Source organism: Couchioplanes caeruleus, from assembly GCF_003751945.1.
Taxonomy (GTDB): domain Bacteria; phylum Actinomycetota; class Actinomycetes; order Mycobacteriales; family Micromonosporaceae; genus Actinoplanes; species Actinoplanes caeruleus.
In genome coordinates, this window is sequence record NZ_RJKL01000001.1 from 139,677 (window position 1) to 165,640 (window position 25,964).

At 72.8% G+C, this 25,964-nt stretch carries 24 protein-coding genes; 18 read left to right on the forward strand and 6 right to left on the reverse strand.

Translation table 11 applies throughout. The annotated features are described in order from the left end of the window. Positions 1 to 23 precede the first annotated feature (23 nt). A complete protein-coding gene (locus EDD30_RS00650) occupies positions 24 to 1,301 on the forward strand; it encodes a DUF418 domain-containing protein (protein WP_071806755.1) in 1,278 nt (425 codons plus the stop codon). On the opposite strand, the gene EDD30_RS00655 is transcribed toward EDD30_RS00650, so the two are convergent. After that, positions 1,291 to 2,898 carry a glycoside hydrolase family 10-like protein gene (locus EDD30_RS00655; RefSeq protein ID WP_071806756.1) on the reverse strand — a complete coding sequence of 536 codons (1,608 nt, stop codon included), beginning with the start codon at positions 2,896 to 2,898 and terminating at the stop codon, positions 1,291 to 1,293. The two genes, EDD30_RS00650 and EDD30_RS00655, sit on opposite strands and share 11 nt — an antisense overlap. Before the next feature lie 32 nt (positions 2,899 to 2,930). Between EDD30_RS00655 and EDD30_RS00660 the strand changes: the two genes are divergently transcribed. Then, entirely contained in the window at positions 2,931 to 3,845 is a 915-nt protein-coding gene (locus EDD30_RS00660; protein WP_123677994.1) for an NAD(P)/FAD-dependent oxidoreductase, read from the forward strand. Here EDD30_RS00660 and glgA read toward each other — a convergent pair. After that, positions 3,827 to 5,035: a glycogen synthase gene (glgA, locus tag EDD30_RS00665; protein ID WP_071806757.1), complete on the reverse strand. Its 1,209-nt coding sequence runs from the start codon at positions 5,033 to 5,035 to the stop codon at positions 3,827 to 3,829. The genes EDD30_RS00660 and glgA overlap by 19 nt on opposite strands. Before the next feature lie 59 nt (positions 5,036 to 5,094). Between glgA and glgC the strand changes: the two genes are divergently transcribed. Then, positions 5,095 to 6,327: a glucose-1-phosphate adenylyltransferase gene (gene glgC, locus EDD30_RS00670; RefSeq protein WP_071806758.1), complete on the forward strand. Its 1,233-nt coding sequence runs from the start codon at positions 5,095 to 5,097 to the stop codon at positions 6,325 to 6,327. Here glgC and EDD30_RS00675 read toward each other — a convergent pair. Then, entirely contained in the window at positions 6,324 to 7,958 is a 1,635-nt protein-coding gene (locus EDD30_RS00675) for an ABC-F family ATP-binding cassette domain-containing protein (protein WP_123677995.1), read from the reverse strand. The two genes, glgC and EDD30_RS00675, sit on opposite strands and share 4 nt — an antisense overlap. Positions 7,959 to 7,981: 23 nt before the next feature. Further along, positions 7,982 to 8,821, reverse strand: a complete 840-nt coding sequence (locus EDD30_RS00680; protein WP_071808250.1) for a PhzF family phenazine biosynthesis protein — start codon at positions 8,819 to 8,821, stop codon at positions 7,982 to 7,984. 97 nt (positions 8,822 to 8,918) lie between these two features. Here EDD30_RS00680 and EDD30_RS00685 point away from each other — a divergent pair, with 97 nt between their 5' ends. From EDD30_RS00685 to EDD30_RS00735, 11 genes are all read left to right on the forward strand, one after another. Continuing rightward, complete coding sequence (locus EDD30_RS00685; RefSeq protein ID WP_123677996.1) at positions 8,919 to 10,316, forward strand: sigma 54-interacting transcriptional regulator; 1,398 nt, start codon at positions 8,919 to 8,921, stop codon at positions 10,314 to 10,316. Between the two features lies 1 nt (position 10,317). Further along, a complete protein-coding gene (locus EDD30_RS00690; RefSeq protein ID WP_123677997.1) occupies positions 10,318 to 12,264 on the forward strand; it encodes a vWA domain-containing protein in 1,947 nt (648 codons plus the stop codon). 154 nt (positions 12,265 to 12,418) lie between these two features. Continuing rightward, positions 12,419 to 13,036, forward strand: coding sequence for a cardiolipin synthase ClsA (gene clsA, locus EDD30_RS00695; protein WP_071803908.1), 618 nt, complete (start codon positions 12,419 to 12,421; stop codon positions 13,034 to 13,036). Next, positions 13,033 to 13,917, forward strand: a complete 885-nt coding sequence (locus EDD30_RS00700) for a DUF881 domain-containing protein (protein WP_071803907.1) — start codon at positions 13,033 to 13,035, stop codon at positions 13,915 to 13,917. Before clsA ends, EDD30_RS00700 begins: the two co-directional genes overlap by 4 nt. Then, positions 13,917 to 14,249 (forward strand): small basic family protein, encoded by a 333-nt coding sequence (locus tag EDD30_RS00705; RefSeq protein ID WP_071803906.1) that lies wholly within the window; start codon positions 13,917 to 13,919, stop codon positions 14,247 to 14,249. Before EDD30_RS00700 ends, EDD30_RS00705 begins: the two co-directional genes overlap by 1 nt. Before the next feature lie 9 nt (positions 14,250 to 14,258). Further along, the gene (locus EDD30_RS00710; protein ID WP_071803905.1) at positions 14,259 to 15,188 is read left to right on the forward strand and encodes a DUF881 domain-containing protein; all 930 of its coding nucleotides are present in this window, start codon (positions 14,259 to 14,261) and stop codon (positions 15,186 to 15,188) included. A gap of 28 nt (positions 15,189 to 15,216) precedes the next feature. Continuing rightward, on the forward strand, positions 15,217 to 15,597 hold the full coding sequence (gcvH, locus tag EDD30_RS00715; protein ID WP_071803904.1) for a glycine cleavage system protein GcvH: 381 nt from the start codon (positions 15,217 to 15,219) through the stop codon (positions 15,595 to 15,597). 221 nt (positions 15,598 to 15,818) lie between these two features. Continuing rightward, positions 15,819 to 16,271, forward strand: a complete 453-nt coding sequence (gene odhI / locus EDD30_RS00720; protein WP_067499957.1) for an oxoglutarate dehydrogenase inhibitor Odhl — start codon at positions 15,819 to 15,821, stop codon at positions 16,269 to 16,271. Positions 16,272 to 16,330: 59 nt separating this feature from the next. Beyond that, complete coding sequence (gene ftsR, locus EDD30_RS00725; protein ID WP_071803910.1) at positions 16,331 to 17,011, forward strand: transcriptional regulator FtsR; 681 nt, start codon at positions 16,331 to 16,333, stop codon at positions 17,009 to 17,011. 267 nt (positions 17,012 to 17,278) lie between these two features. After that, complete coding sequence (locus tag EDD30_RS00730) at positions 17,279 to 17,743, forward strand: bifunctional nuclease family protein (RefSeq protein ID WP_071803903.1); 465 nt, start codon at positions 17,279 to 17,281, stop codon at positions 17,741 to 17,743. A 172-nt stretch (positions 17,744 to 17,915) separates the two neighbouring features. Beyond that, complete coding sequence (locus EDD30_RS00735; protein WP_071803902.1) at positions 17,916 to 18,467, forward strand: MerR family transcriptional regulator; 552 nt, start codon at positions 17,916 to 17,918, stop codon at positions 18,465 to 18,467. Positions 18,468 to 18,477: 10 nt separating this feature from the next. Here EDD30_RS00735 and EDD30_RS00740 read toward each other — a convergent pair whose 3' ends face one another. Beyond that, complete coding sequence (locus tag EDD30_RS00740) at positions 18,478 to 19,350, reverse strand: LysR family transcriptional regulator (RefSeq protein ID WP_071803901.1); 873 nt, start codon at positions 19,348 to 19,350, stop codon at positions 18,478 to 18,480. Between the two features lie 84 nt (positions 19,351 to 19,434). Between EDD30_RS00740 and EDD30_RS00745 the strand changes: the two genes are divergently transcribed. Then, positions 19,435 to 20,370: an EamA family transporter gene (locus EDD30_RS00745; RefSeq protein WP_211353734.1), complete on the forward strand. Its 936-nt coding sequence runs from the start codon at positions 19,435 to 19,437 to the stop codon at positions 20,368 to 20,370. A gap of 114 nt (positions 20,371 to 20,484) precedes the next feature. Further along, the gene (locus EDD30_RS00750; RefSeq protein WP_071803402.1) at positions 20,485 to 21,252 is read left to right on the forward strand and encodes a DUF3152 domain-containing protein; all 768 of its coding nucleotides are present in this window, start codon (positions 20,485 to 20,487) and stop codon (positions 21,250 to 21,252) included. Between the two features lie 118 nt (positions 21,253 to 21,370). On the opposite strand, the gene EDD30_RS00755 is transcribed toward EDD30_RS00750, so the two are convergent. Continuing rightward, entirely contained in the window at positions 21,371 to 22,162 is a 792-nt protein-coding gene (locus EDD30_RS00755; protein WP_071803403.1) for a DUF3152 domain-containing protein, read from the reverse strand. A 202-nt stretch (positions 22,163 to 22,364) separates the two neighbouring features. On the opposite strand from EDD30_RS00755, the gene EDD30_RS00760 reads away from it, so the two are divergent. Together EDD30_RS00760 and EDD30_RS00765 are read left to right on the forward strand one after the other, a co-directional pair. Beyond that, positions 22,365 to 23,009 carry a nucleotidyl transferase AbiEii/AbiGii toxin family protein gene (locus EDD30_RS00760; protein ID WP_071803404.1) on the forward strand — a complete coding sequence of 215 codons (645 nt, stop codon included), beginning with the start codon at positions 22,365 to 22,367 and terminating at the stop codon, positions 23,007 to 23,009. Positions 23,010 to 23,389: 380 nt separating this feature from the next. Further along, the gene (locus tag EDD30_RS00765) at positions 23,390 to 25,876 is read left to right on the forward strand and encodes a DEAD/DEAH box helicase (protein WP_071803405.1); all 2,487 of its coding nucleotides are present in this window, start codon (positions 23,390 to 23,392) and stop codon (positions 25,874 to 25,876) included. Positions 25,877 to 25,964 lie beyond the last annotated feature (88 nt).

The window sequence follows — 25,964 nt, forward strand, 5'->3', positions numbered from 1 at the left end:
GTAGCGATAGATTTGGAGCGGGCATGCATCAACAGGCACCGACGAAGGGGCGGGACCGGACTTCACCGCACGGCAGCGGGGGAGGTCGCATCCCGGTCGTCGACGCGCTGCGCGGCTTCGCTCTCCTCGGCATTCTGATGGTCAACATCACCTACTTCGCCTCGGCTTACCACGGCACCGGGCTGGAGGATCCCGGTTTCGCCGCGCCCCTCGACCGCGGTGTGCGTTACCTGGTGACGATCCTGTTCGAGACCAAGTTCTATCTGCTGTTCTCGTTCCTGTTCGGCTACAGCTTCACCCTCCAGATGGACTCGGCGGCGCGCACCGGAAGCCGATTCGTCCCCCGCTTCCTGCGCCGCCTCTCGGCACTGTTCCTGATCGGTGCGTTCCACGCCGTCCTGCTCTTCCCGGGCGACATCCTCACCACGTACGCCTGCCTGGGTCTGCTGTTGCTCGCCGCGCGCCGCGTCCGGCCGCGCACGGCAGTGCGTACGGCGATCGCGTTGCTGGTCGCCACCGCCGCCGGCTACCTGGCCCTCGCAACCGTCCAGATGGCGGCCGGCGGCGGCGGCGTCGACGCCGCCGCGGTGAGCCCGCAGGTGCAGCGGACCGCCGAGGGGCTGCGGGGCGGTCCGGGTTCGGTGATCGCCACCTATCTGGACCAGTTGCCGGAGGTCGTGCAGCTTCTGGTCTTCTTCCAGGCTCCGGCCGCCCTGGCCGCCTTCCTGCTGGGCCTGGCCGCCGGCAAGCGCCGCGTGTTGACCGACCTCGGTCGCATCGGACGCGTGCTGCGCCGGCTGCAGTGGATCGGTGCGCCGGTAGGGCTGATCGGCGGCATCGTCTACGCCCACGCGAGCCTGGAGTATCCCGGCACCGCGTATCAGATGTTCGCACTCGGCCTGGACATGCTCACCGCGCCCCTGCTCGCGGCCGCCTACGCGGCCACCCTGCTGCGGTGGACATCGAGCCGACGGGGTCGCCGTGCGGCTGAGGTGCTGTCGCCGGCCGGCCGGATGACCCTGACGGCCTACCTCACCCAGTCGCTGGCTTGCGCGCTCGTCTTCACCGGCTACGGCGCCGCGATGGTCGGCCGGCTGTCCCCACCATGGGTGCTGGCGGTGGCGATCGTGCTGTTCGCCGCGCAGCTCGCGGCCTGCAAGTGGTGGATGGGCCGGCATCCCCACGGTCCGCTCGAATGGGTGCTGCGGGCGGTGACCAACGCCGCGTGGCCGCGCCGGCGTACCGCCCGGTGGACGTCCGCGAGCGCGGCGGCAACCGGCGGTGAGTCGCCTAGCCGGTGACGGGGTTGCTCGGGGCGCTCTCGTTGCCGGAGCGGTCGAGGGCGCTCAGGCAGTAGGTGGCGCCCCCGGCGGGCGGCGCCGGATCCACGACCTGCTGCGTGCCTGTCCGGCCGGTGGCGACGAGGTTCGCCGCCGCGCCGTCGACCCGGTAGAGCGCCCAGGAGACCGGCTCGCTGCCGCCGCCGGCCTGCCACTCCACGGCCGTCACGCCGTTCGCGCGCCGGACGGCGGTCACCCGGGGCGCGGCCGGCGGTCGCGCCGACAGCCGGTCCATGGCCGGCAGCAGGGCGGGCGTCGCGTAGTGCCGGGTGCGGTAGCGGGTGACCGCGCCCAGCCGGTCGGCGCGGACCTGTTTGGCGCTGAAGTGGACGCTGCCGTGCACGCCGTAGGTGTCGTTGAGGGCGAGCTGGCGCTCGAGCTGGCCGGGCTCGCGCCACGGCCCCTTCTCGCCGACGCGGTAGTCGGCCTGGCCGATGTAGAGCTGCACGCCGGTGCCCTCGACCACCTCCGTCCACCAGGGCAGGATCTTGGCGTAGTCGGCCTTGTCGAAGCCGATCGCCCAGTAGAGCTGCGGCACCACGTAGTCGAGCCAGCGTTCGCGCACCCACGTGCGGGTGTCGGCGTAGATGGTGTCGTAGCTCTGCAGGCCCCGGCTGTCGGAGCCCTCCGGGTCGGTGGTCTTGTTGCGCCAGATGCCGAACGGGCTGATCCCGAACTTGACCCACGGCTTGAGCTGCTTGATCCGCTCGCTCATCTCCCGGACCAGCGTGTTGACGTTCTGCCGGCGCCACTCGGCGCGGCTCATCGACTTGTCCGAGCGCTGGGCGAAGCTGGCGTCGTCGCGGAACGTGTTCCCGCCGCCCTCCGGGTACGGGTAGAAGAAGTCGTCGAAGTGCACGCCGTCCACGTCGTACTTCTCGACGGCCTCCAGCATCGCGTCCTCGACGAACTTGCGCGCGGCGGGATTGCCGGGATCGAAGTACAGCCTGGCGCGCTCGCCGTCGGGGTAGGCGATCGCCCAGTCCCGGTGCTTGAGCAGCGGATGGTTCGGCGCCAGTTTCGCGAAGTCGGCGCCGGGGCCGCCGGGGCCGGGCTGGGTCCCCCGGTACGGGTTGAACCAGGCGTGGAACTCGAGGTTGCGGGCGTGCGCCTCGGCCACCATGAACGCCATCGGGTCCCATCCGGGCGACCGGCCGTCCCGCTTGCCGGTGAGCCACTCCGACCAGGGCGCGTACGCCGAGGGCCAGAACGCGTCGCCGGAGGGCCGGACGTGCACGAAGATCGCGTTGTGGCGCTGGGCGACGGCCAGGTCCAGCCACCGCAGATACTCGGCGCGGACCTCCGCCTCGCCCAGGCCCGGCCGGCTGGGCCAGTCGATGTTCATGACCGTGGTCAGCCACATGCCGCGCAGCTCGCGGGTGGCCCGCACCGGCACCGCGCCGCAGCGGCCGGGGGCGCCGGCCGCCGCCTGGCCGGTGGTCGGGGCGGGCTCCGGTGCGTCGTGGGAGGCGGCCCGCACGAGGGCGAAACCGAGCGCAACCACCGCGAGCAGCACGACGGAGATGATCAACACGAGCCTGACGGGGGGACGGGGCACCCACCCAGTGTGCCTGCTCCTAGAGTCGGGGCATGGACGTGGTGGTCGTCGGGGCCGGCATCGCCGGGCTGTCCTGCGCGCGGGAGCTCGCCGCCGCCGGTGCCCGGGTCCGGGTGCACGAGCGCGGCCGGGTGGTCGGCGGGCGCCTCGCGAGCCGGCGCCACGGCGGCCGGTACGCCGACATCGGCGCCGCCTACTTCGTCGCCGACGACCCGGACTTCGCGGCCCTCGCCGAGCGCTGGCGCTCGCGCGGGCTCGCCCGGCCCTGGACGGACACGTTCGCCGTGCACCCGGGCTCGCCCGCGCGCGGACCCGTGCGGTGGGCGGCGCCGGGCGGCCTGCGCTCGCTCGCGGCGGATCTCGCCGAGGGACTCGACGTGCGGCTGGACCAGGAGGTCCGGGCCGTCCCCGGCGACGCGGACGCGGTGGTGCTCGCCATGCCCGGCCCGCAGGCGCTGCGCGTGCGCCCACCCGCCGCCGTGGCCGACGCCGCCCGGCGCCAGCGGTGGCAGCCGGTGCTGACGGCCGTCCTGGCGTACCCGGAAAGGGTCTGGGGTGATTTCCACGGCGCGTTCGTGAACGAGCATCCGGTGCTGGCGACGGTGTGCGACGACGGCGACCGGCGCGGCGACCGCGCGCCGGTCCTGGTCGCGCACTCGACCCCGGGGCTCGCCCGCGCCCACCTCGACAACCCGGACGCCGCCGCTGCGGTCATGGCCCGCGCGACGGGTGAGCTGCTCGGCATCGCCGCCGAGCCGCGGGTCCACATTCACCACTGGCCCTACGCCCAGCCGGCCCCGACGGACGCCCCCTACGCCACCGACGGGCGGGTGTGGCTCGCCGGGGACGCGTTCGGCCGGCCGCGCGTCCAGACCGCCTGGGCGTCCGGACGCGCGGTCGCCGCTGCCCTGCTTCAGAGCACCGGTTCTCAGAGCACTGTGCGGTAGACCTCGAGGGTGTCCATCGCGATGGTGGCCCAGGAGAACTTCTCCACCGCGCGGCGGCGCCCGGCGAGGCCACATTGCCGGGCCCGGTCCGGATCCTCGACGAGCGCGCGGATCGCGTCGGCCAGATCCGCGACGAACTTGTCCGGATCGACCGGGGTGCCGGTGCCGTCGGCGACCTGGTCGATCGGCACGAGCAGGCCGGTCTCGCCGTCCGCCACCACCTCGGGGATGCCGCCGGTCGCGGTGGCGACCACGGCGGTCTCGCAGGCCATCGCCTCCAGGTTCACGATGCCCATGGGCTCGTAGACGGACGGGCAGACGAAGACGGTCGCGTGGGTCAGCACCTGCACGACCTCCCGCTTGGGCAGCATCTCCTGCACCCACACCACGCCGCGCGCGTCGCGGGCGTTGCGGAGCTGGATCGCCAGGCCCTCCACCTCGGCGGCGATCTCCTTGGTGTCCGGCGCGCCGGCGAGCAGCACGATCTGCGCCTCGGGGGGCAGGTCGTGGCAGGCGCGCATCAGGTACGGCAGGCCCTTCTGCCGGGTGATGCGCCCGACGAAGACGACGCTGGGCCGGTCCGGGTCGATGCCGAGGCGCTCGAGCACCTCGGTGCCGTGGTCCGGGGCGTACTGCGCGGTGTCGATGCCGTTGTGGACCACCCGGATCTTGCCGGGGTCGACGCTCGGGTACGCGGTCAGCACGTCGCGCTTCATCCCGGCGGAGACGGCGATGATCGCGTCCGCCGCCTCGATCGCCGTGCGCTCGATGAAGGAGGAGAGGGCGTAGCCGCCGCCGAGCTGCTCGGCCTTCCAGGGGCGCAACGGCTCCAGGCTGTGCGTGGTGACCACGTGCGGCACCCCGTACAGCAGCTTGGCGGTGTGCCCGGCCAGGTTGGCGTACCAGGTGTGACTGTGCACGATGTCCGCGCCCTCGGCGCCCGCCGCCATCTCCAGGTCGACGCCCATCGTGCGCAGGGCGGCGTTGGCCCCGGCGAGGCCGGCGGGATCCGGGTACGCGGTGACGCCCGCCTCGTCGCGAGCGCCGCCGAAGCAGTGCACCCGGACGTCGGTGAGCGGGCGCAGATCCCGGGCGAGGTACTCGACGTGCACGCCCGCGCCGCCGTACACCTCCGGCGGGTATTCCCGGGTGAAAAGGTCGACGCGGAGTGTCGTACGCGAGTCAGTCACGTCAGGCAGAATAAGCCTTTCGACTGGCGGGAGCGCGGCGGGAAAGTTAGCGTCACGTCATGGCTGTCAAGGTGCTCGCGATCGTTCTGGCCGGGGGCGAGGGTAAGCGCCTGATGCCCCTCACCGCGGACCGGGCCAAGCCCGGCGTCCCGTTCGGCGGCATCTACCGCATGATCGACTTCGTCCTGTCGAACCTGGCCAACGGCGGGTTCCTGAAGATCGTCGTGCTGACGCAGTACAAGTCGCATTCTCTCGACCGGCACATCACCAAGACGTGGCGGATGTCGACCCTGCTCGGCAACTACGTGACGCCCGTGCCGGCGCAGCAGCGGCTCGGTCCGCGCTGGTTCGCCGGGTCCGCCGACGCGATCTACCAGAGCCTCAACCTGATCAACGACGAGAACCCCGACTACGTGATCGTGTTCGGCGCGGACCACATCTACCGCATGGATCCGAAGCAGATGGTCAACGACCACATCGCCTCGGGCGCCGCGGTGACCGTGGCCGGGATCCGCCAGCCGAAGGCCATGTCCGACCAGTTCGGCGTCATCGACGTGGCGGAGGACGGCAGGCGCATCCGCGCGTTCCGGGAGAAGCCCACGGAGGTCGACGGCCTGCCCGGCTCCCCGGACGAGATCTACGCGTCGATGGGCAACTACGTCTTCACCACCCGGGCCCTGTGCGAGGCGGTGACCGCCGACGCGGAGAACCCCGACAGCAAGCACGACATGGGCGGCAACATCATTCCGATGCTCGTCGCGAAGGGCGAGGCGAACGTCTACGACTTCCGCGACAACGAGGTGCCGGGCAGCACCGAGCGCGACCGCGGCTACTGGCGCGATGTGGGCACGCTGGACTCGTTCTACGAGGCCCACATGGACCTCATCGCGACCCTGCCGGTCTTCAACCTCTACAACATGGACTGGCCGATCTTCACCAACTACGGCTCCTGGCCGCCGGCGAAGTTCGTCCACGGGTACGACGACCGCCAGGGCCGCGCCGTCGAGTCGATGATCTCGCCCGGCGTGGTGGTCTCCGGATCCCTGGTGGAGCGCTCCGTGATCTCTCCCAACGTGCGCGTCAACTCCTGGGCGCACGTGGAGGGCTCGGTGATCATGGAGGGCGTGTCGGTGGGCCGGCGCGCGGTCGTCCGCAACGCGATCATCGACAAGAACGTGACCATTCCCGAGGGCGCCCGGATCGGCGTCGACCTCGACCGGGACCGCAAGCTCTACACGGTCAGCGACAGCGGCATCGTCGTCGTCGGCAAGGGCCAGCGCATCGAGCCCTAGCCGGTGACGATGCCGCCGGCCACCTCGAAGTGGCGGTTGGTCTGCACCGCCGCAAGCATCCGCCGGTCGTGGGTGACCAGCAGCAGCGTCCCCGGGAAGCCGGCCAGGGCCGACTCGAGCTGCTCGATCGCCGGCAGGTCGAGGTGGTTCGTCGGCTCGTCCAGCACCAGCAGGTTGACGCCGCGCGCCTGCAGCAGTGCCAGCGCCGCCCGGGTCCGCTCGCCCGGCGACAACGTGCCCGCGGGGCGCCGCACGTGCGCCGCCTTGAGCCCGAACTTCGCCAGCAACGTCCGCACGTCGGCGTCGGCGAGGTCCGGCACGGCCGCGCCGAACGCGGTCAGCAGCGGCTCCCCGCCCAGGAAGAGCCCGCGTGCCTGGTCGACCTCGCCGACCACCACCTGCGGTCCAAGATGTGCGCTGCCCTCCTGCAACGGCAGCCGGCCGAGCAGGGCCGCGAGCAGCGTCGACTTGCCGGAGCCGTTCGCGCCGGTGATCGCCACCCGATCCGCCCAGTCGACCTGCAGCGTGACCGGGCCCAGGGTGAAGGCGCCGCGGCGTACCACCGCGTCGCTCAGGGCGGCCACGACGGCGCCGGCGCGGGGCGCGACGGCGATCTCCATCCGCAGTTCCCACTCCTTGCGGGGCTCCTCCACGACCTCCAGCCGCTCGATCATCCGCTGCGTCTGGCGCGCCTTCGCCGCCTGCTTCTCGGTGGACTCGGCGCGCATGCTCCGGCCGATCTTGTCGTTGTCCTTGCTCTTGCGGCGGGCGTTGCGCACGCCCTGTTCCATCCAGTTGCGCTGCATCCGGGCCCGATCCTCGAGGGCCGACACCTTTCCGGCGTACTCCTCGTAGTTCTCCCGGGCGTGCCGGCGCAGGGTCGCGCGTTCCTCCAGGTAGGCCTCGTAGCCACCGCCGTAGAGGCGCACCTGCTGCTGGGCGAGGTCGAGCTCGAGCACGTCGGTGACCGTGCGCGACAGGAACTCGCGGTCGTGGCTGACCAGCACCGTCCCGGCGCGCAGCCCGGTGACGAACTCCTCCAGCCGGCGCAGCCCGTCCAGGTCCAGGTCGTTGGTCGGCTCGTCGAGCAGGAAGACGTCGTAGCGGCTCAGCAGGAGCGACGCCATCTGCGCGCGGGCCACCTGGCCGCCGGACAGGGCCGTCGTGGGGTGGTCCAGCGCCACGGCCAGCCCCAGGTCGGCGGTGACCTGCTCGGCGCGCTCGTCGAGGTCCGCGCCGCCGAGGTCCAGCCAGCGTTCCAGCGCCGCGGCGTACGCCTCCTCCGCGCCCTCCGTCCCCGCGGCGAGCGCCTCCGCGCCCGCCTCCATGGCCGCCTGCGCGGGACCCACGCCCGTGCGCCGGGCCAGCAGGTCGCGGACCGTCTCGCCCGGGCGCGCCTCGCGCTCCTGCGGGAGGTAGCCGACGGTGGCGGTGGGCGGGCTCAGCGCCACCGAGCCGGACTCCACCGGCAGCAGGCCGGCGAGGGTCCGCAGCAGCGTCGTCTTGCCGGCCCCGTTGGCCCCGACCAGGCCGATCGTGTCGCCCGGGGCGACGACCAGGTCCAGGCCGTGGAACAGGGTGCGGTCGCCGTGCCCCGCGGCGAGGTCCCGGGCGATCATCGTGGCGCTCATCGGGGCCCGACTCTAGCGCCGGCTCAGTCCGGGATCGGCACCGCCGTGCCGCTGACGCGTACTCCGGCCTCGCCGGGCACGAGAGTGACGGTGAGCCGCCCCGGGCGCCCCAGGTCCGTGCCCTGCGACAGCTCGATGACGGCGTCGCCCTCGACCAGCCACAGCTCCCGCAGGTAACCGCCGAGGGCGGCCGCCGCGGCCCCGGTCGCCGGATCCTCGTAGACGCCGCCGACCGGGAACGGGTTCCGGACGTCGAAGTGGTGCTCGTCCTCGCGCCAGACGAGTTGGATCGTGGTCCAGTCCCGGCGCCGCATCAGTGCCGTCAGCGCCGGCACGTCGTAGTCCAGGTCGGCGAGGCGCTGCCGGCTGCTCACGGCCACGATCGGGTGGTACGCGCCGGCGTACGCGACCCGCGGCGGCAGGGTGGCGTCGAGGTCGGACCCCGCCCAGCGCAGCGCGGCGAGCAACGCCGCCAGGTCGTCGGCGTCGAGCTCCGCGACCCGCGTGCCCACGCTGGTCAGGGTGGCGCGCCGGTGCTCGTCCACGGTGACCGGCACCTCACCGGCGTTGGTGACGAAGACGTACGTGCCCGGCCCGCGCCGGTCGGCGAGCGCCACGGCCGTGCCGACGGTGGCGTGACCGCAGAACGGCACCTCGGCGAGCGGGCTGAAGTAGCGCACGCGCAGGACCCCGTCCCCGCGGTCCTCGGTGACGAAAGCGGTCTCGGAGTAGCCCACCTTCGCGGCGACGGCCAGCATCTCGGCGTCCGGCAGGCGAGCGGCGTCCAGGACCACGCCGGCCGGGTTGCCGCCGGCCGGGTCGGCGCTGAAGGCCGCGTACCGGAGGATCTCGAGGTCTGTCATGGCGTCGAGCCTGCCGCGCACCGGCGCGGGCGACCAGGGCCAATCGGCGGCCTCTGGTCTTGGTCTCCCGCCGCGCGCCGGGAGTAGCGTCTCGGGGGTGACCAAGCCCACCGATCTTCCGCGGACGCTCGGCGACCTGCGCGCCAGCGGGCACGAGTTCCGGACCGTCAAGCAGGAGCTGCGCGACAACCTGCTCGACCGGCTGCGCCGCGGCGAGCCGCGGTTCCCCGGCATCGTCGGCTACGACGAGACCGTGCTGCCCGAGGTCGAGCGCGCGCTGCTCGCCGGCCACGACATGGTGCTGCTCGGCGAGCGCGGGCAGGGCAAGACCCGGCTGCTGCGCGCCCTGGCCGGCCTGCTCGACGAGTGGACGCCCGTCATCGCCGGCTCGGAGCTGCGCGAGCACCCGTACCAGCCGCTCACCCCGGCGTCGCGCCGGCTCGCGGAGGAGGCCGGCGACCGGCTGCCGATCTCCTGGCTGCACCGCCGCGAGCGCTACGGCGAGAAGCTGGCCACCCCCGACACCAGCGTCGGCGACCTCATCGGCGACGTCGACCCGATCAAGGTGGCGCAGGGGCGCGAGCTGGGCGACCCGGAGACCATCCACTTCGGGCTGGTGCCGCGCACCAACCGGGGCATCTTCGCCGTCAACGAGCTGCCCGACCTCGCCGAGCGGATCCAGGTGTCGCTGCTCAACGTGCTGGAGGAGCGCGACATCCAGGTGCGCGGCTACCAGTTGAGGCTGCCGCTCGACCTGCTGCTGGTCGCCACGGCCAACCCCGAGGACTACACCAACAGGGGCCGCATCATCACCCCGCTCAAGGACCGCTTCGGCGCCGAGGTACGGACCCACTACCCGGTGGACCTGGCCCTCGAGACCGCGCTGATCCGACAGGAGGCGGCGCTGGTCGCCACCGTGCCCGACCATCTGATCGACGTCCTGGCCCGGTACACCCGCCAGGTGCGCGAGTCGCCGTCGGTGGACTCCCGCTCCGGCGTCTCGGCGCGGTTCGCCATCGCCGCGGCCGAGACCGTGGCGGCGTCGGCGCTGCGCCGGTCCGGGCTGCGCGGGGAGCGGGAGGCCGTCGCCCGCATCGGCGACACCGTGTCGGTCACCAGCACGCTGCGCGGCAAGGTCGAGTTCGACAGCGGCGAGGAGGGCCGCGAGACCGAGATCCTCTCTCACCTGCTGCGCCTGGCGACCGCGGAGACGTTCCGGGCCCGGCTGTCCGGTCTCGACCTGTCCGGCTTCACCGGCCTCGTCGCGGAGGGCACGACCATCGAGACCGGCGACCTGGTCTCGGCCGAGGAGCTGCTCGCCCAGATCGGCACGGTGCCGGGGCTGGCCAAGGTCCTCGACCGGCTCGGCCTCGGCGACGCCCCGGGCCCGGGGGAGGCCGCGTCCGGTGTGGAGTTCGTCCTCGAGGGTCTGCACCTCACCCGCCGGCTGGCCAAGGAGCTGACCAGCGACGGGCGCACCCGGTACGGGAGCTGACGTGAGCGGCAGCCGCTTCCGCTACGGGGCGTGGCGCGACGGGCCGGACCCGCTCGCGCCGCCGTACGACGTGCGCGCCGCGGTCGACGAGGTGGGCGAGCGCGTCCTGGGCGGGGAGAGCCTGCACGACGCGCTGCGCGACTTGATCCGCCGTGGCCCGCGCGACGGCCGCGGCCTCGACGATCTGCGGGCCCGCGCCCAGCGGCTGCGCCGGGACGCGCTGCGCCGGGGCAACCTCGACGGCGCGGTCACCCGCGCGCGGCAGCTCCTGGACCAGGCACTCGCCGCCGAACGCGACGAGCTGCGCGGCCGCGGCGACCCTTTCCGCGAGGCGGTCCTGGACAACCTGCCGCGCTCCACGTCGCGCGCGGTCGACGAACTCTCCGGCTACGACTGGGCCAGCGCCGAGGCCCGCGGCCTCTACCAGCAGATCCTCGCCGGCCTGCGGCGCGAGGTCGTCGAGCAGCGCTTCGCCGGCCTGCGGGAGGCCCTCGGGGACCCGTCCGCCGAGGCCCGGGTGGCCGAGATGATCGGCGACCTCAACGACCTGCTCCGTCGCCATGCCCGTGGCGAGGACACCGGCGACGCGTTCGCGCGGTTCATGGCCCGGCACGGCGATTTCTTCCCGGAGCGGCCGGCGAGCGTCGAGGAGCTGATCGACTCGCTGGCCCGGCGGGCCGCCGCGGCCGAGCGGCTGCTGCGCTCCCTGAGCCCGCAGCAGCGCGAGGAGCTGTCGCGGCTCATGGACCAGGCGTTGGGCGGCGGACCTCTGCGCGACCGGCTCGCCGAGCTGACCGAGAACCTGCGGGCACTGCGACCGGGACTCGCCTGGGGCCGTGGCGAGCGCGTGCGCGGTCCCGGCGACCTCGGCTACGGCGACGCCGCCGCGGCACTGGGTGAGATCGGCGAGCTGGACGAGCTGCTCGACCAGTTGAGCCAGGAACATTCCGGCGCCACCCTCGACGACGTCGACGTGGAGGCGGTGGAACGCCAGCTCGGCCGGGACGCCGCGGACGACGTCCGGCGCCTGCGCGAGCTGGAGCGCGAGCTGCGGCGCCAGGGCTGGGTCACCCGCGACGAGCAGGGGCTGACGCTGTCGCCGAAGGCGCTGCGGCGGCTCGGGCGCACGGCGCTGGCCCGGGTCTTCGACGACCTCGGCGGACGGCGGCGCGGCGAGCACGACCTGCGCGACGCCGGCGCGGCCGGGGACCTGACCGGCTCGTCGCGGCGCTGGCACTTCGGCGACGAGCAGCCGATCGACGTGGTGCGCACGGTCGGCAACGCGGTCCGCCGCCGCGCCGGCGGGGGCGCCGCGCTGCTGCCCGTCCGCCTGCAGCCGGAGGACTTCGAGGTCGCCGAGACCGAGCGGCGCGCCTCCGCGGTGGTGGCGCTCTGCGTCGACTTGTCGTACTCGATGTTCGCCGACGGCCGCTGGGGCCCGATGAAGCAGACGGCCCTGGCCCTGTCGCACCTTGTGGCGACCCGGTTCCCGCAGGACTCGCTGCAGATCGTGGGCTTCGGGCGCCACGCGATGCCGCTGTCGCAGGGCGAACTGGCCGCGGTCGAGCCGGACCTGGTCCAGGGCACCAATCTGCAGCACGCGCTCAAGCTGGCCGGCCGGCACCTGCGCCGGCATCCGGGCGCGGAGCCGGTGGTGCTGGTGGTGACCGACGGCGAGCCGACCGCGCATCTCGAGGCGGACGGCGAGGCGTTCTTCACCTGGCCGACCGATCCGGAGACCGTCCGGCTCACCGTGCGCGAGGTGGACCAGCTCACCCGGTACGGCGCCACGCTGAACCTGTTCATGCTCGGGGAGGAGCCGGGCCTGCGGCGGTTCGTCGACGCCGTGGCCCAGCGCAGCGGCGGGCGGGTGTTCAGCCCGGACGTGGGCGAGCTCGGCCGCTATGTGGTGGACGACTACGTGCGCAGCCGACGCGGTCGGCGGTAAGGGGCTTCAGCCTATCTTCCTAGGATGAATTAGGCGTGGTGGCGCCCGGCACGGGGTGCTCCTCGGCCGTGGTAAGGCTGGATATAGTGATTCGGCGAGCGAGCCAGGGGAACGGCGCCGAGCTCGCGGCCGGTCCGGGGGAGAGGGGGGCGCCATGTCGCAGCAGGCTGCGCCCATCACCGCCAGCAACCGCATCTGGACGCTCCCCAACATCATCAGCTTCGTCCGGCTGCTGGGCGTGCCGCTCTTCCTCTACCTGCTGCTCGGCGCGGAGAACGACGTCGCGGCGGTGGTCGTGCTCGCGCTCGGCGGCACCACCGACTGGGTCGACGGGTACGTCGCCCGCCGGATGAACTCGGTCAGCCGGCTCGGGGAGCTGCTCGACCCGTTCGCCGACCGGCTCTACATCCTGGCCACCCTCACCGGCTTCACCGTGCGCGAGGTCGTCCCCTGGTGGCTGACCGGCGCCCTGCTGCTGCGCGAGGCGTTCCTCGGCGTCGTCCTGCTCGTGCTGCGCCGCCACGGGTACGGGCCGCCGCCCGTGCACTACGTCGGCAAGACCGGCACGTTCATGCTGCTCGCCGCATTCCCGGTCCTGCTGCTGGCCCATGCGGTCCCGTCGATCGCCGACGTCACCGCGCCGCTCGGCTGGGCCATCGCGTGGTGGGCCCTGGGTCTCTACTGGATCGCCGCCGTCCTCTACCTGGTGCAGGCCCGTGCGCTGCTGCGCGCCGACCGCGTCCACGAGCGGCGCGAGGCAGTCGCCGGATGAGCTCGCCCGACGGCGGGGGCGCGCAGCCCCGGACCTTCACCCCGGACTTCCTCACCGAGCTGTTCCGCAATCCGCTGGACCCGGGGTACGCCGACGCGGCCGCGCGCCGGGCCCGCGGCGAAGGCCCGACCGCCGCCCGCCGCAAGTTGTTCAGTGCGATCAGCGCGCTGACCCTGGCCGGAGTGGGCTTCCTGCTGGTCGTGGCCTACCGGCAGACCGTCGCCGACGAGCCGGCCCGGGCCCGGGCCCGCGACACCCTCATCGAACAGGTGCAGAACCGCCGCGAGGAGACCGCCGAGCTGCAGACCCGCGCCGAGCGGCTCCGCGCCGAGGTCGCCGACCTGCGCGAGCGTCAGCTCGGCGGCGCCGCCGTGGCACGGCTGCGCGACCTGGAGGCGGAGACCGGGCTGGCGCCGGTACGCGGCTCGGGCGCCCGGGTCACCGTCGGCGACGGACCGACCCCGATCGACCCGGCCACCGGGGAACGCCGCAGCGAGGCCCGGGTCCGCGACACCGACCTGCAGCTCGCGACCAACGCGCTCTGGGCGGCCGGCGCCGAGGCGATCGCGGTCAACGGTCAGCGGCTCACCTCCACCTCGACGATCCGCCAGGCCGGGCAGGCGATCCTGGTCGACTTCCGGCCGGTGACCACGCCGTACCAGGTCGTCGCGATCGGGCCGGAGTCGCTCGTGGAGAACTTCCGCGACGGCACGGCCGGGCGGTTCTTCCGGGCCCTGCACACCAAGTACGGCATGTCGTACGACGTCGCCGAGGTGCGGGACGTGACCCTCGACGCCGCCACCGAGCCGAATCTGCGCCAGGCCACCCCGTCCACGCCGCCCACGGCGTCCCCGTCCAGCTCCCCGTCGGAAGGCGGCTGATGATCGCCGTACTCGCCCTGATCGCCGGTGTCGTCCTCGGGATCGTGTTCCATCCCACGGTGCCGCCGGCGCTGCAGCCGTACCTTCCCATCGCGGTCGTCGCCGCGCTCGACGCGGTCTTCGGCGGGGTTCGGGCGAAGCTCGACGGGATCTTCGACGACAAGCAGTTCGTCGTGTCGTTCATCGCCAACGTGGTGGTGGCGGCGCTGATCGTCTACCTGGGTGACCAGCTCGGCGTGGGCGGCCAGCTCTCCACGGGGGTCGTGGTGGTCCTCGGCGTGCGCATCTTCGGCAACGTGGCGGCGATCCGCCGGCACCTGTTCCGGGCATAGGGGCGGGCGATGAGCGACGAGAAGGACCCCCAGGACCGGCCGGGCGACACTACGACGCCGCCGGCCGAGACGCCGCCGGCCGAGACGCCGCCGGCCACCGAAGAGACGGCAGCGGCCGAGCCCGTTGAGCCGGACGAACCGGAGAAGTCCGAAGATCCGCCTGTCCCGGATGAGCCGGCGCCCGCGGAGTCACCCGAAGCGGTGAGCGCCGCGCCGGCCGCTGAGCCGGTCGCCGCGCCGTGGCGCCGCCTGTCGTCGGCGGGCGCGCTCATCTGGGTGCTGCTGGCGCTGTTCGGCTTCACCCTCGTGGTGCAGTTGCGCAGCAACGACGCGGACTCCGGCCTGGCCTCGGCCCGGCAGGAGGACCTGGTCCGGATCCTGTCCGATCTGGAGGCCCGCGACCAGCGGTTGCAACAGGAGATCAACACCCTGGAGGAGAGCCAGCAACAGCTCACCTCCGGCGTCGCCGGGCGCCAGGCCGCCCTGGCCGAGGCCGGCAAGCGCGCGCAGGAGCTGGGCCTGCTTTCCGGCACGCTCCCCGCCCGCGGACCCGGGTTGAAGATCACCATTGACCCGCGCGGGCAGCCGCTGAAGGCGTCGGCGATCCTCAACGCCGTGCAGGAGCTGCGCGGTGCCGGCGGGGAAGTGATGGAGCTCATCGGCAACAACGGCGTCTCGGTGCGCATCGTCGCGTCGTCGTACTTCGTCGATGCCGACGGCGGTGATGTCATGGTCGACGGTAAGCAGCTCAGCGGCCCGTACACGCTCTGGGTGATCGGCGTGCCGGCGACCATGCAGACCGCGTTGCAGATCCCCGGTGGGGTGGTGGCGTTGGTGAGCCAGGCCGGCGGTAACGTGACCATGGAGCAGCGCACCACGGTCGAAGTGACCGCGGTGCGTCAGCCAGCCAGCCTGCAGTACGCGCGTCCGGTCTCCTGAGCGGGCGCGCTTCTCAACGGAGGAATGCGTGATTCCCGAGGATCTGCGGTACACGGCCGAGCACGAGTGGGTGTCCGGTGACGGCACCGGGCCCGTGCGCGTGGGCATCACCCACTTCGCGCAGGACGCGCTCGGCGACATCGTCTTCGTGCAGTTGCCCGAGGAGGGCACCACGGTGCAGGCCGGTGACCAGCTCGGCGAGATCGAGTCGACCAAGAGCGTGTCGGAGATCTACGCGCCTGTCGCGGGCACCGTGGTCGCCCGCAACGCGACGCTCGCCGACGAACCGGAGCTGATCAACGCCGAGCCGTACGCCGCCGGGTGGCTGGTGGAGATCGCCCCGGAGGACCCGGCGGCGCTCTCCGGCCTGCTGGACGCCGAGGCCTACAAGGCACTGACCGACGGCTGAGCCGGACCGGTCCGCCCGTCGCCCGCGCGTCCGGTTGCCCGCCATTTCGGCGCTGACTAGGCTCGCGGGGCACATGTAGAACTGTTATTACTTCGAAACCGATAGTCGTACGTCCGGAGTACCGGGCAGCGGCGGCGGGGGCGCTGCGCTCCGGACCTCTCGTCCGGCTCGCTCACCCTTCGTCGTCGGGCGGCGACCGAAACAGATCCGTGAGGTGGTCCATGACGCGCCCAGACGACGAGTTCCCCCCGCTCGACGTCACGTCCACGCTGAACCTCGGAGCGCTCGACGAGGTGCTCGAGGGTCCCGAGACCGACGTGGTGCCGAGCCGCATGTCCGGCTCGCTGCCGCCAGGGATGGCCCTGCTGGTGGTGCGCCGGGGTCCCAACGCGGGTGCGCGGTTCCTGCTGGACCATGACGTGACCACGAGCGGGCGGCACCCCGACAGCGACATCTTCCTCGACGACGTGACGGTGTCGCGCCGACACGCCGAGTTCCACCGTGACGGAGGTACGTTCACGGTCCGTGACGTCGGCTCGCTCAACGGCACGTACGTGAACCGTGAGCGGGTCGAGTCCGCGACCCTGAGCAACGGCGACGAGGTCCAGATCGGCAAGTTCCGCCTGGTCTTCATCGCCGGTCCGCGGCCGGAGGGCGAGGGCGGCGGGGCGTGAACCCGGCGGGGGCGGCCGCACACGACCCGGGCACGCGCCCGGGTCGTGACGTCGCGCTGATGAGCATCGGGGAGGTGCTGGCCCAACTGCGCACGGAGTTCCCCGACACGACGATCTCCAAGCTCCGGTTCCTGGAGGCGGAGGGGCTGGTCGACCCGCAGCGCACCGCCTCCGGCTACCGCAAGTATTCGTGGAACGACGTGGCCCGGCTGCGGTTCGTGCTGACCGCGCAGCGGGACCAGTATCTCCCGCTGCGGGTCATCCGCGAGCAGCTCGAGGCCCTCGAACGCGGCGACGATCCGCTGAGCCGCCAGCGGCCGTCGCTGGTCGCGGTGGGTTCGGAGGCGGAGGTCGCCGCGGACGCGGCCGACGCCCGGGTGGCCCGCGCCGACCTGATCGAACGGACGGGCGTCGCCGAGCCGCTGCTCAGCGAACTCGAACGCATCGGCCTGGTCACCTCCCGCCCGCCGGGCTGGTACGACGGCGACGCGGTGGTGATCGTGGAGGCGGTCGCCGGCCTGACCCGCCACGGCCTCGAGGTGCGCCACCTCCGCGCCTTCCGCGCCGGCGCGGACCGTGAGGTGGGCTTGTTCGCCCAACTGCTGGCGCCGTTGGTGCGCCAGCAGGACCCGGCGGCGCGGGCCAGGGCGGCGGAGACCGCCCGGGAGCTGCAGGCGCTGTCGCAGCGGCTGCACGCGGCGCTGGTGCGCTCGGGTCTGCGCGACACCCTCGGTCGCTGAACGGCGGGCGGGTTACGCCGAGCGCTTAACCGCCCCGGTCGCCCCGGTGCGGCGCCGGCGGGGACAGGCGGCGGCCGATCTGGCCCCCTACCTGCGGTTCGGACCGTTGCGGCGGGGTATGGCCACAGGGATCGGACACGGACCTCGTGTGGCGCCTGTCCCGCGGCGCCCGTGTACCGTGCAGGATAGGGCGGGATACAGCCTGACGATCGCCGCTGGCGCGGTGACCGACGGGGCGGCGAACGACGTGCGACACGGAGGCGGGCGGTGCGCGAGCTGAGCGTGGTCGGGGTTCGGGTGGAGCTGCCCAGCAACCAGCCGATCGTCCTGCTCAGGGAGGTCGACGGCGATCGGTATCTGCCGATCTGGATCGGCGCGGTGGAAGCTACCGCCATCGCGTACGAGCAGCAGGGCGTCAAGCCGGCGCGGCCCCTGACCCATGACCTGCTCCGAGATGTCCTCGCGGCGCTGGAGGCACCGCTGAAGGCCGTCGAGATCACGGAGCTGAAAGAGAACGTCTTCTACGCCGACCTGCTGATCGGCGAGGGCCTGCGCATCTCCGCGCGCCCGAGCGACTCGATCGCACTGGCGCTGCGGGTGGGCGCCCCGATCCGCTGCGCGGACCAGGTGCTGACCGAGGCCGGCATCGTCATCCCGGACGAGCAGGAAGACGAGGTCGAGAAGTTCCGCGAATTCCTCGACCAGGTCCGCCCGGAGGACTTCGCAGGCTGATCGCGCACGCCGGCGCCGAGTGGCGTTTTCGCCTGTTTGTATCGACGTTCGCCACATGTCCGGTCGTCCGTCCGCGGCGTGTCGCGGCATTACCTCCCTGCTTCCGGGCACGCTGAGTTATAGGCTCGTCAGGTCCAGGTGAAGCGGCACCGCGCAGCGGGGAGGTAGTCGCGTGCACGGCTCAGATCCTCAGGAGGGTCCTCTCGTCGGCGAGGACGGTGAGGTCGGCTATCGCGGTGTGACCGCGTGCCAGGCGGTCGGCATCAGTTACCGCCAGCTCGACTACTGGGCCCGCACCACGCTCGTGGTGCCCAGCATCCGTGACGCGTCGGGTTCCGGCACACAGCGCCTCTACTCGTTCCGCGACCTGGTGGTACTCAAGGTGGTCAAGCGACTGCTCGACGCCGGGGTGTCGCTGCAGAACATCCGCAAGGCGATCGAGACGCTCCGCTCGCGCGGGGTGGACGACCTGGCCGGCATCACGCTGATCTCCGACGGCACCACCGTGTACGAGTGCCGCTCGCCGGAGGAGGTCGTCGATCTGCTCCAGGGCGGCCAGGGCGTCTTCGGCATCGCCATCGGCGGGGCCTTCAAGGAGATTCAGGGCTCGCTGTCGCACCTGCCCGCCGAGCCCGCCGCCGCACCGCAACCCGTCGGTTCACCGGCCGAGCCCGCGGCCGGTGACGAGCTGGCCGCCCGCCGCGCCCGCCGCCGGGCCGGCTGACGGATCCTTCCTATGCGGTCGGGACCGACCGCAGCAGACGCAGCATCAGGGCGAGCGGCGGCCACCCGGCCCGGCCTCGTCGGACCACGGCCCAACTGCGCAGCAACGCGGGAGTGCCGGGCAGCGGCAGCAGCCGTACGCCGGGCGCTGCGGGTCGATCGGCCGGGAGCAGTCCCACGCCCAGCCCGGCCACGATGAGATCCTCGACCAGGTCCAGGCTGTCGGCCCGGTGCGCGATGCGGGCCACGACGCCCTCCAGGGACGCGACGGTACGCACCACCTCCTCGTCCGCCGTGTTGCGCGAGTTGACGATCCAGTCCGCCGTGGCGAAGTCGGCGAAGCCGCTGCCGGGCGCCGCGGCCGGCACGGCCAGTCCCCACGGCGCCGACCACAGCGGGACCGTCTCCACGGTGGCGTCGAAGGCCGCGGGGGCGAGGTTGTAGTCGTAGGTCAGCGCGAGGTCGACCGCGTCGGCGGCGAGGAGTGCGAACGCCTCGGACGGCTCGTGCTCGTGGATGCGTAGCCGGACCCGGGGATGGTCGCGGGCGAGAACGGCCGCCGCCGGCAGCAGCGAGCGGCGTACGGCGGTCGCGAAGCCGGCCACCCGCACCTCCCCGGACGGCACCGCCCCCGGATCCAGGTCGAGGCGCGCGGCGTCGACCGCGGCGAGGATGGTCACCGCGTGCTCGGCCAGCCGCCGCCCGGCCGGGGTGAGCCGGACCCGCCGCCCTTCCGGCTCGAGCAGGGTCGCGCCTGCCTCCTTGGCCAGGACGGCGAGCTGCTGGGACACGGTCGAGGTGGTGAGGTGCATCGCATCCGCGACGTCGCGCATCGACCCGCGTCGCGACAGTTCGAGCAGAAGGCGCAGGCGGCGGGTCTCCATGGCCCTATCGTCCGTCATCATCGAACGTTTTGTCCATGATTCTCACGTGGACGCGGACGGTCTACCGGACGTTCACTGGGCCGCATGCGTAACGACGCCCGTACCGGCACCGCGATGGCCCTCGCCGCGATGCTGCTCGTCCAGCTCGGCCTGGCTGCCTCGACCGCCCTGCTCGACCGCCTCGGCGCGCAGGGCACCGCCTGGCTGCGCCTCGCCTGGGCCGCGGTCATCCTCCTCGTGCTCGTGCGGCCGCGGGCCCGCTCGTTCTCCCGCAAGGCGCTGCTCGCCTGTGTGGCGCTGGGGGTCGTCACGGCGGGCGTGACGATCCTGTTCATGGCGGCCGTCGCCCGGCTGCCACTCGGCACCGCCAGCGCCCTGGAGTTCCTCGGCCCGCTCGGCGTCGCGGTGGTCCGCGGGCGGCGGGGCACCAAACTGTGGCCGGCGCTGGCAGCGGTCGGCGTGGTGCTGCTCACCGAGCCCTGGCACGGCGGCATCGACCCGGTCGGCGCGGGTTTCGCGCTCGGTGCCGCGGTGTGCTGGGCGGCGTACATCGTGCTGACCCAGCGGGTGGGCGACGAGGTCTCGGGCCTGCGCGGACTGGCGGTGTCGATGCCGGTGGCCGCCCTGGTCGCCACCGTGGTCGCCGGCCCGTCGGTGCTCGGCGACCTGACCTGGGAGGTGATGCTCGCGGGGCTCGCCCTGGCGGTGCTCCTGCCCGTGGTGCCGTTCGCGCTGGAACTGCTCGCGCTGCGCCGGCTCACCATGTCGGCCTTCGGCACGCTGATGAGCCTCGAACCGGCGTTCGCGTTGGTCATCGGCCTGCTCGCGCTGGGGCAGCGGCCCGGGTGGGGCCCGATCGCCGGCATCGCCGTCGTGGTGGCGGCGGGCATCGGCGCCGAACGCACCGGCACCCGCCCCCTCCCCGCCCCGACCCCCGCCCCGGCCCCCGCCCCGACCCCCTCCCCGGCCCCCGACCGGCCGCCGGCCGCGGTTGCGTCGGTCACTCCGGCCGCCTGCTGAGGTCCGTCCCCAGGACGGGCGAGGTCCGGAAAAGGTTGACAAGGATCGAGATCAACTTTTCGGGGGCCTCACGGGTCTTCTCTGTCGCACTGCCCCTCGTGCGAAGGAGAAGCCATGTCCGTACGCGGTTCCGTCGCGCCGGCCGCCGTTGCCATCGCCCTGCTCGCCGGATGCACTCCCGCCGCCGGCGACGCGGGTGCGGCCACACCGGTGTTCGTGCCCGCGTCGCCGTCGAAGAGCGCCGCGGCCGCCCCCGAGCCGCGCCCCGAGAAGATCACCTATCCGGCGCAGGGCGCCGAGGCGTTCACCGCCGCGGAGGGTGAGCCTGCCGGGGAGCGGCAGGGCACGCTGCTGCGCTACCGAGTGCTCGTGGAGAAGGACATCAAGGGCATCAGTGCGGGTACGTTCGCCGACGCCGTCCGGACGACGCTCGCCGACCCACGGGGCTGGACCGCCGGCGGCGACCTGTCATTCCGCCGGGTGGGCCGCGGCCGGCCGCACGACTTCACGGTCTACCTCGTGACCCCCGGCACCCGCGACGTGCTGTGCCAGGACGCGGGGGACGGCTACACGTCCTGCCGCAACGGCGACAAGGTCGTGCTCAACGTCGCCCGGTGGGCCAACGGTGTGCCGGGCTACCGGGCCGGCCTGCGGGTCTACCGGCAGTACCTGGTCAATCACGAGGTCGGCCACCGGCTGGGCCACGGCCACGAGCTCTGCCCGGGAAAGGGCCGACCGGCCCCGGTCATGCAGCAGCAGACCCTCGGCATGCACGGCTGCACGCCGAACTCCTGGCCGTACCGCGACGGCGAGCGCTACGCGGGCGCCTCGGGCGCGTACGAGGACGAGGTACCCCCACGCGAGGGCGCCTCGAAGCCCTGAGCCCCGAAAGGGTGCAGGTGGAAACGCGACGGCGTGGTCACTCGAGACCGCCGCCGGTGCGGTGAAGGGATGATTCGGCGATCCTGATGGTTGACCGCCGTTCCGGCCACGGCTCTGGTCAGGCGCCGCGGCCACCCTCGCGTGCCGGCGAGGCGTCGTCGTACGCCCCGGGATCGCCGGCATAGCGTTTCCCGTTGCGGTAGGGCCACGGGTTCGCCGTGCAGCCGTGCATCCCCAGGGTCTGCTGCTGCATCACCGGCGCGGGCTCGTTCTTGCCCGGGCACAGCTCGTGGCCGTGGCCCAACCGGTGGCCGACCTCGTGGTTGACCAGATACTGCCGGTACACCGGCAGCGCGGCGCCGTAGCCCGGCACACCCTTGGCCCAGCGCGCGACGTTGACCACGACGCTGTCGCCGTTGCGGCAGGACGTGTAGCCGTCGGCGGCGTCCTGGCAGAGCTCGTCGCGGGTCACGGGGGTGGCCAGGTAGATGGTGAAGTCGTACGGCTGCCCCGGCCCGACGCGCCGCAGCCGCAGCGTGCCCCCGGCCGTCCAGCCGCGCGGATCGTCGAGGGTGGTGGTGACCGCGTCGGCGAACGTACCCACGCCGATGCCCTTGATGTCGGTCTCCATGAGCACCCGGTAGCGCAGAAGCGTGCCGCTCCTGCCGCCGGTGCGGTTCGCGCCGGGCGCCGTGCGCCAGGCGCCCCCTCCGCGCGCCGGGTAAGTGATCTTTTCCACTCGGGTGGCCCGGTCGGTCTTCGGCGTCGGGCGGACCGGGGCGGGCAGCGGCGCGGCGATCGCCGGCCGGGCCGCCGGCGCGCGTGGGGGGCGGACCGCGATGCCGATCAGGACGAGTCCGGGCAGCACGAGCAGCAGCAACGCCGCCAGCACCGACCAGGACCGTGTCATGCCTGACCATCGGCTCGGGCGCCGGTGCGCTGAGCGCTTGGTCACGCCGCCGCCGGCTCGGTCACGCTCCGGCAACACATCGTGTCTCTCCTGTCGTCGCCGCGGGTGTCAGGCAGAGAGAAGAAGATAGAGAAGCGGTTGTGAGGCGGATGTGAAAAAACCTCCGACCGTTTCTGTCGGAGGTGGGCGCTACGGTCTGGCGGTGACCGCACACATCGACGACTTCTACCGCGATGTCGCCACCATCGCGCTCGGGGTGGGGGAGAAGCACGGGTTCGTGCTCGGTGGTGGCGTCGCCTGGCTGGTCAATGGCCTGGTCCGGCGCCACACCGAGGACATCGACCTGTTCACCGACACCGCGGGCGCGGTGCGGGCCGCCGCCGTCGAGGTGACGCAGGCCCTCACCGCGGCGGGATACCAGGTGTTCCGGGAGACCGGCGAGGAGATGTTCGCCGGCATGGACGAGGACCTGCGGGAGTATCACGTCGCCGACGGCCGCCGGGCGCTGCGGCTGACGCTCACCCGGCTCGACCGGCGCAGGGCCCCGGTGGTCATGGACGTCGGCCCGGTCATGCACCTCGACGACCTGGTCGCGTCCAAGGTCGCAGCACTGGTCAACCGGCGCGAGGTCCGCGACTACATCGACGTCGCCGCCGCCCTCGAGCGCTATCCGCTGGAGCGGGTGCTGGCCCTGGCCCACGCGCTCGACGACTCCCTCGAGCCGGAGGACATCGCCGACGCCGGGCGCTACCTGGACCGCCTCGACGACGCCCGGTTCGCGGTCTACGGCCTCGGCGCCGCCGAGGTGGCGGCGCTGCGCGGCCGCCTGGCGCCCTGGCCCCGCTGACCGGAGCCCGCCCGGCTGGCGCGGCCGGCTGGCGCGGCCCCGCTGACCACGGGGTCCGGCCGCCCGGTGTCCGGGCCGGCCCTCGGCAACCTGTTAGCAACCGAGCGGGTCCCACGCCGCAACCGGCGACCCCGAATCTTGCTGTCAGCGAGGCCAGTCACACCGGAAAGGCTCCCGACATGCGCCTGAGAATTGGTTCCACCATCGCCGTCTTCGCCGCCGTCATCGGCCTCGCGGGCAGCGTCGCCGGCCCGATCTACGCGGCGTTCGCCGCGTAGGTCACGCTCCACTCCACAGCAAGGTCCCTTCCGTGGCCGGGCGCGGTTCGCGCCCGGCCACGGTGCTGTGCGGCGCCGGGCTGCTCATAGACTGCACGCATCATGACGCTGACCGAACGCCTGCCCGGCACCGCCGACCCCGACGCCGTCTTCGACGCCTTCCAGACCTGGGCGACCGAGCAGGGCCTGACGCTCTACCCCCACCAGGAGGAGGCGCTCATCGAGATCGCCACCGGGGCGAACGTCATCCTCAACACCCCGACCGGCTCCGGTAAGAGCCTGGTGGCCACGGGCGCGCACTTCGCGGCGCTGGCCGACAAGCGCACCACCTTCTACACCGCGCCGATCAAGGCGCTGGTGTCGGAGAAGTTCTTCGCCCTCTGCGCGCAGTTCGGCGCGCACAACGTGGGCATGCTGACCGGCGACGCCAGCGTCAACGCCGACGCCCCGATCATCTGCTGCACCGCCGAGATCCTGGCCAACCTGGCCCTGCGCGAGGGTGCCAACGCCGACGTCGGCCAGGTGGTGATGGACGAGTTCCACTTCTACGCCGAGCCCGACCGGGGCTGGGCCTGGCAGGTGCCGCTCATCGAGCTGCCCCAGGCGCAGTTCGTGCTCATGTCGGCGACGCTCGGCGACACCACCCGCTTCGTCGAGGACCTGACCCGGCGCACCGGCCGGCAGACCGCCGTGGTCGCCAACGCCGAGCGGCCGGTCCCGCTGTTGTTCTCGTATGCGATGACGCCGCTGCACGAGACGATCGAGGAGCTGCTCACCACTCGCCAGGCGCCGGTGTACATCGTGCACTTCACCCAGGCGGCCGCCCTGGAACGCGCGCAGTCGCTGATGAGCATCAACATGTGCACGCGTGCCGAGAAGGACGCGATCGCCGCCGCGCTCGGCAACTTCCGGTTCACCGCGGGCTTCGGGCGTACGCTCTCGCGCCTGGTCCGCCACGGCATCGGCGTGCACCACGCGGGCATGCTGCCCAAGTACCGCCGCCTGGTGGAGACCCTCGCCCAGGCCGGCCTGCTCAAGGTCATCTGCGGTACGGACACCCTCGGCGTCGGCATCAACGTCCCGATCCGCACGGTGCTGTTCACCGGGCTGTCCAAGTACGACGGAGTGCGGACCCGGCTGCTCAAGGCCCGCGAGTTCCACCAGATCGCGGGCCGCGCGGGCCGGGCCGGCTTCGACACCCTGGGCACGGTCATCGTGCAGGCGCCCGAGCACGTGATCGACAACGAGCGCGCGCTCGCCAAGGCCGGTGACGACCCCAAGAAGCGCCGCAAGGTGGTCCGCAAGAAGCCGCCGGAGGGCACCATCGGCTGGGGCCAGCCCACGTTCGACCGGCTGGTCGCGGCCGATCCGGAGCCGCTCACCTCGTCGTTCCAGGTCTCGCACGCGATGCTGCTCAACGTCATCGCCCGCGGCGGCGACCCGTTCTCCTCGATGCGGCATCTGCTCACCGACAACCACGAGGAGCCCGCCGCCCGGCGCCGGCACATCCGCCGCGCCATCGCCATCGCCCGGGCGCTGCTCGCCGGCGGTGTGATCGAGAAGGCCGACGGGGCCTACCGTCTCGTGGACGACCTGCAGCTCGACTTCGCCCTCAACCAGGCCCTGTCCCCGTTCGCCCTGGCCTGCCTCGAGCTGCTCGACAAGGAGTCGCCGGACTACCCGCTCGACGTCGTGTCGGTGATCGAGGCGACGCTGGAGGATCCCCGCCAGGTGCTCTCGGCACAGCAGTTCAAGACCAAGGGTGAGGCGGTCAACGCCATGAAGGCCGAGGGCATCGAGTACGACCAGCGCATGGAGCTGCTCGAGGAGGTCACGTACCCGAAGCCGCTGGTGGAAATGCTCGAGGCGGCGTACGAGACGTACCGCCGGGGGCACCCGTGGGTGGCCGACCACGAGCTCAAGCCCAAGGCTGTCGTCCGCGACATGTACGAGCGCGCGATGACCTTCACCGAGTACGTCTCCTTCTACGGCCTGTCCCGCTCCGAGGGCCTCGTGTTGCGCTATCTCGCCGACGCCTTCCGGGCGCTGCGCCAGACGGTGCCGGAGGACGCGCGTACGGAAGAGCTGACAGACCTCATCGAGTGGCTCGGCGAGCTGGTCCGCCAGGTCGACTCCAGCCTGCTCGACGAGTGGGAGCGCCTGCGCAACCCGGGCGCGGAGATCGCCGAACCGACCCCCTTGGACGACAGGCCGCCGGCGGTCACCCGCAACACCCGCGCCTTCCGCGTCCTGGTCCGCAACGCCATGTTCCGCCGCGTCGAGCTCTTCGCCCTGCGCCGCGCCGAGGACCTGGGCGAGCTGGACGCGGAGTCGGGCTGGACGACGGACCGCTGGATCGAGGCGCTGGAGGACTACTACGCCGAGTACCCGGTGGTCGGCACCGGCCCGGCGGCCCGCGGCCCGGCGCTGCTGCACATCGACGCCGGCCCGGCGGTGTGGAAGGTCCGCCAGGTCTTCGAGGACCCGGAGGGCGACCACGACTGGGGCATCGACGCCGAGATCGACCTGGCCGCCAGCGACGAGGCCGGCGCCGCGGCGATCCGCATCATCGCGGTGGGGCCGCACTGACTTCCTGGTGAGGCTGGCGTTGCCCCAGTTCACTTCTGTGGCGAGACGCCGGATCCACGGCCTCCCGCATCTCGTCTATGCGCCGGGC

What these genes read in the sequence shown, in the direction of transcription:
- EDD30_RS00650 (WP_071806755.1), top strand. Translation starts at nt 24, where the DNA reads ATGCATCAACAGGCACCGACGAAGGGGCGGGACCGGACTTCACCGCAC.
- EDD30_RS00660 (WP_123677994.1), top strand. Translation starts at nt 2,931, where the DNA reads ATGGACGTGGTGGTCGTCGGGGCCGGCATCGCCGGGCTGTCCTGCGCG.
- glgC (WP_071806758.1), top strand. Translation starts at nt 5,095, where the DNA reads ATGGCTGTCAAGGTGCTCGCGATCGTTCTGGCCGGGGGCGAGGGTAAG.
- EDD30_RS00675 (WP_123677995.1), bottom strand. Translation starts at nt 7,958, where the DNA reads ATGAGCGCCACGATGATCGCCCGGGACCTCGCCGCGGGGCACGGCGAC.
- EDD30_RS00680 (WP_071808250.1), bottom strand. Translation starts at nt 8,821, where the DNA reads ATGACAGACCTCGAGATCCTCCGGTACGCGGCCTTCAGCGCCGACCCG.
- clsA (WP_071803908.1), top strand. Translation starts at nt 12,419, where the DNA reads ATGTCGCAGCAGGCTGCGCCCATCACCGCCAGCAACCGCATCTGGACG.
- EDD30_RS00700 (WP_071803907.1), top strand. Translation starts at nt 13,033, where the DNA reads ATGAGCTCGCCCGACGGCGGGGGCGCGCAGCCCCGGACCTTCACCCCG.
- EDD30_RS00705 (WP_071803906.1), top strand. Translation starts at nt 13,917, where the DNA reads ATGATCGCCGTACTCGCCCTGATCGCCGGTGTCGTCCTCGGGATCGTG.
- EDD30_RS00710 (WP_071803905.1), top strand. Translation starts at nt 14,259, where the DNA reads ATGAGCGACGAGAAGGACCCCCAGGACCGGCCGGGCGACACTACGACG.
- odhI (WP_067499957.1), top strand. Translation starts at nt 15,819, where the DNA reads ATGACGCGCCCAGACGACGAGTTCCCCCCGCTCGACGTCACGTCCACG.
- ftsR (WP_071803910.1), top strand. Translation starts at nt 16,331, where the DNA reads ATGAGCATCGGGGAGGTGCTGGCCCAACTGCGCACGGAGTTCCCCGAC.
- EDD30_RS00740 (WP_071803901.1), bottom strand. Translation starts at nt 19,350, where the DNA reads ATGGAGACCCGCCGCCTGCGCCTTCTGCTCGAACTGTCGCGACGCGGG.
- EDD30_RS00745 (WP_211353734.1), top strand. Translation starts at nt 19,435, where the DNA reads ATGCGTAACGACGCCCGTACCGGCACCGCGATGGCCCTCGCCGCGATG.
- EDD30_RS00750 (WP_071803402.1), top strand. Translation starts at nt 20,485, where the DNA reads ATGTCCGTACGCGGTTCCGTCGCGCCGGCCGCCGTTGCCATCGCCCTG.
- EDD30_RS00755 (WP_071803403.1), bottom strand. Translation starts at nt 22,162, where the DNA reads ATGACACGGTCCTGGTCGGTGCTGGCGGCGTTGCTGCTGCTCGTGCTG.
- EDD30_RS00765 (WP_071803405.1), top strand. Translation starts at nt 23,390, where the DNA reads ATGACGCTGACCGAACGCCTGCCCGGCACCGCCGACCCCGACGCCGTC.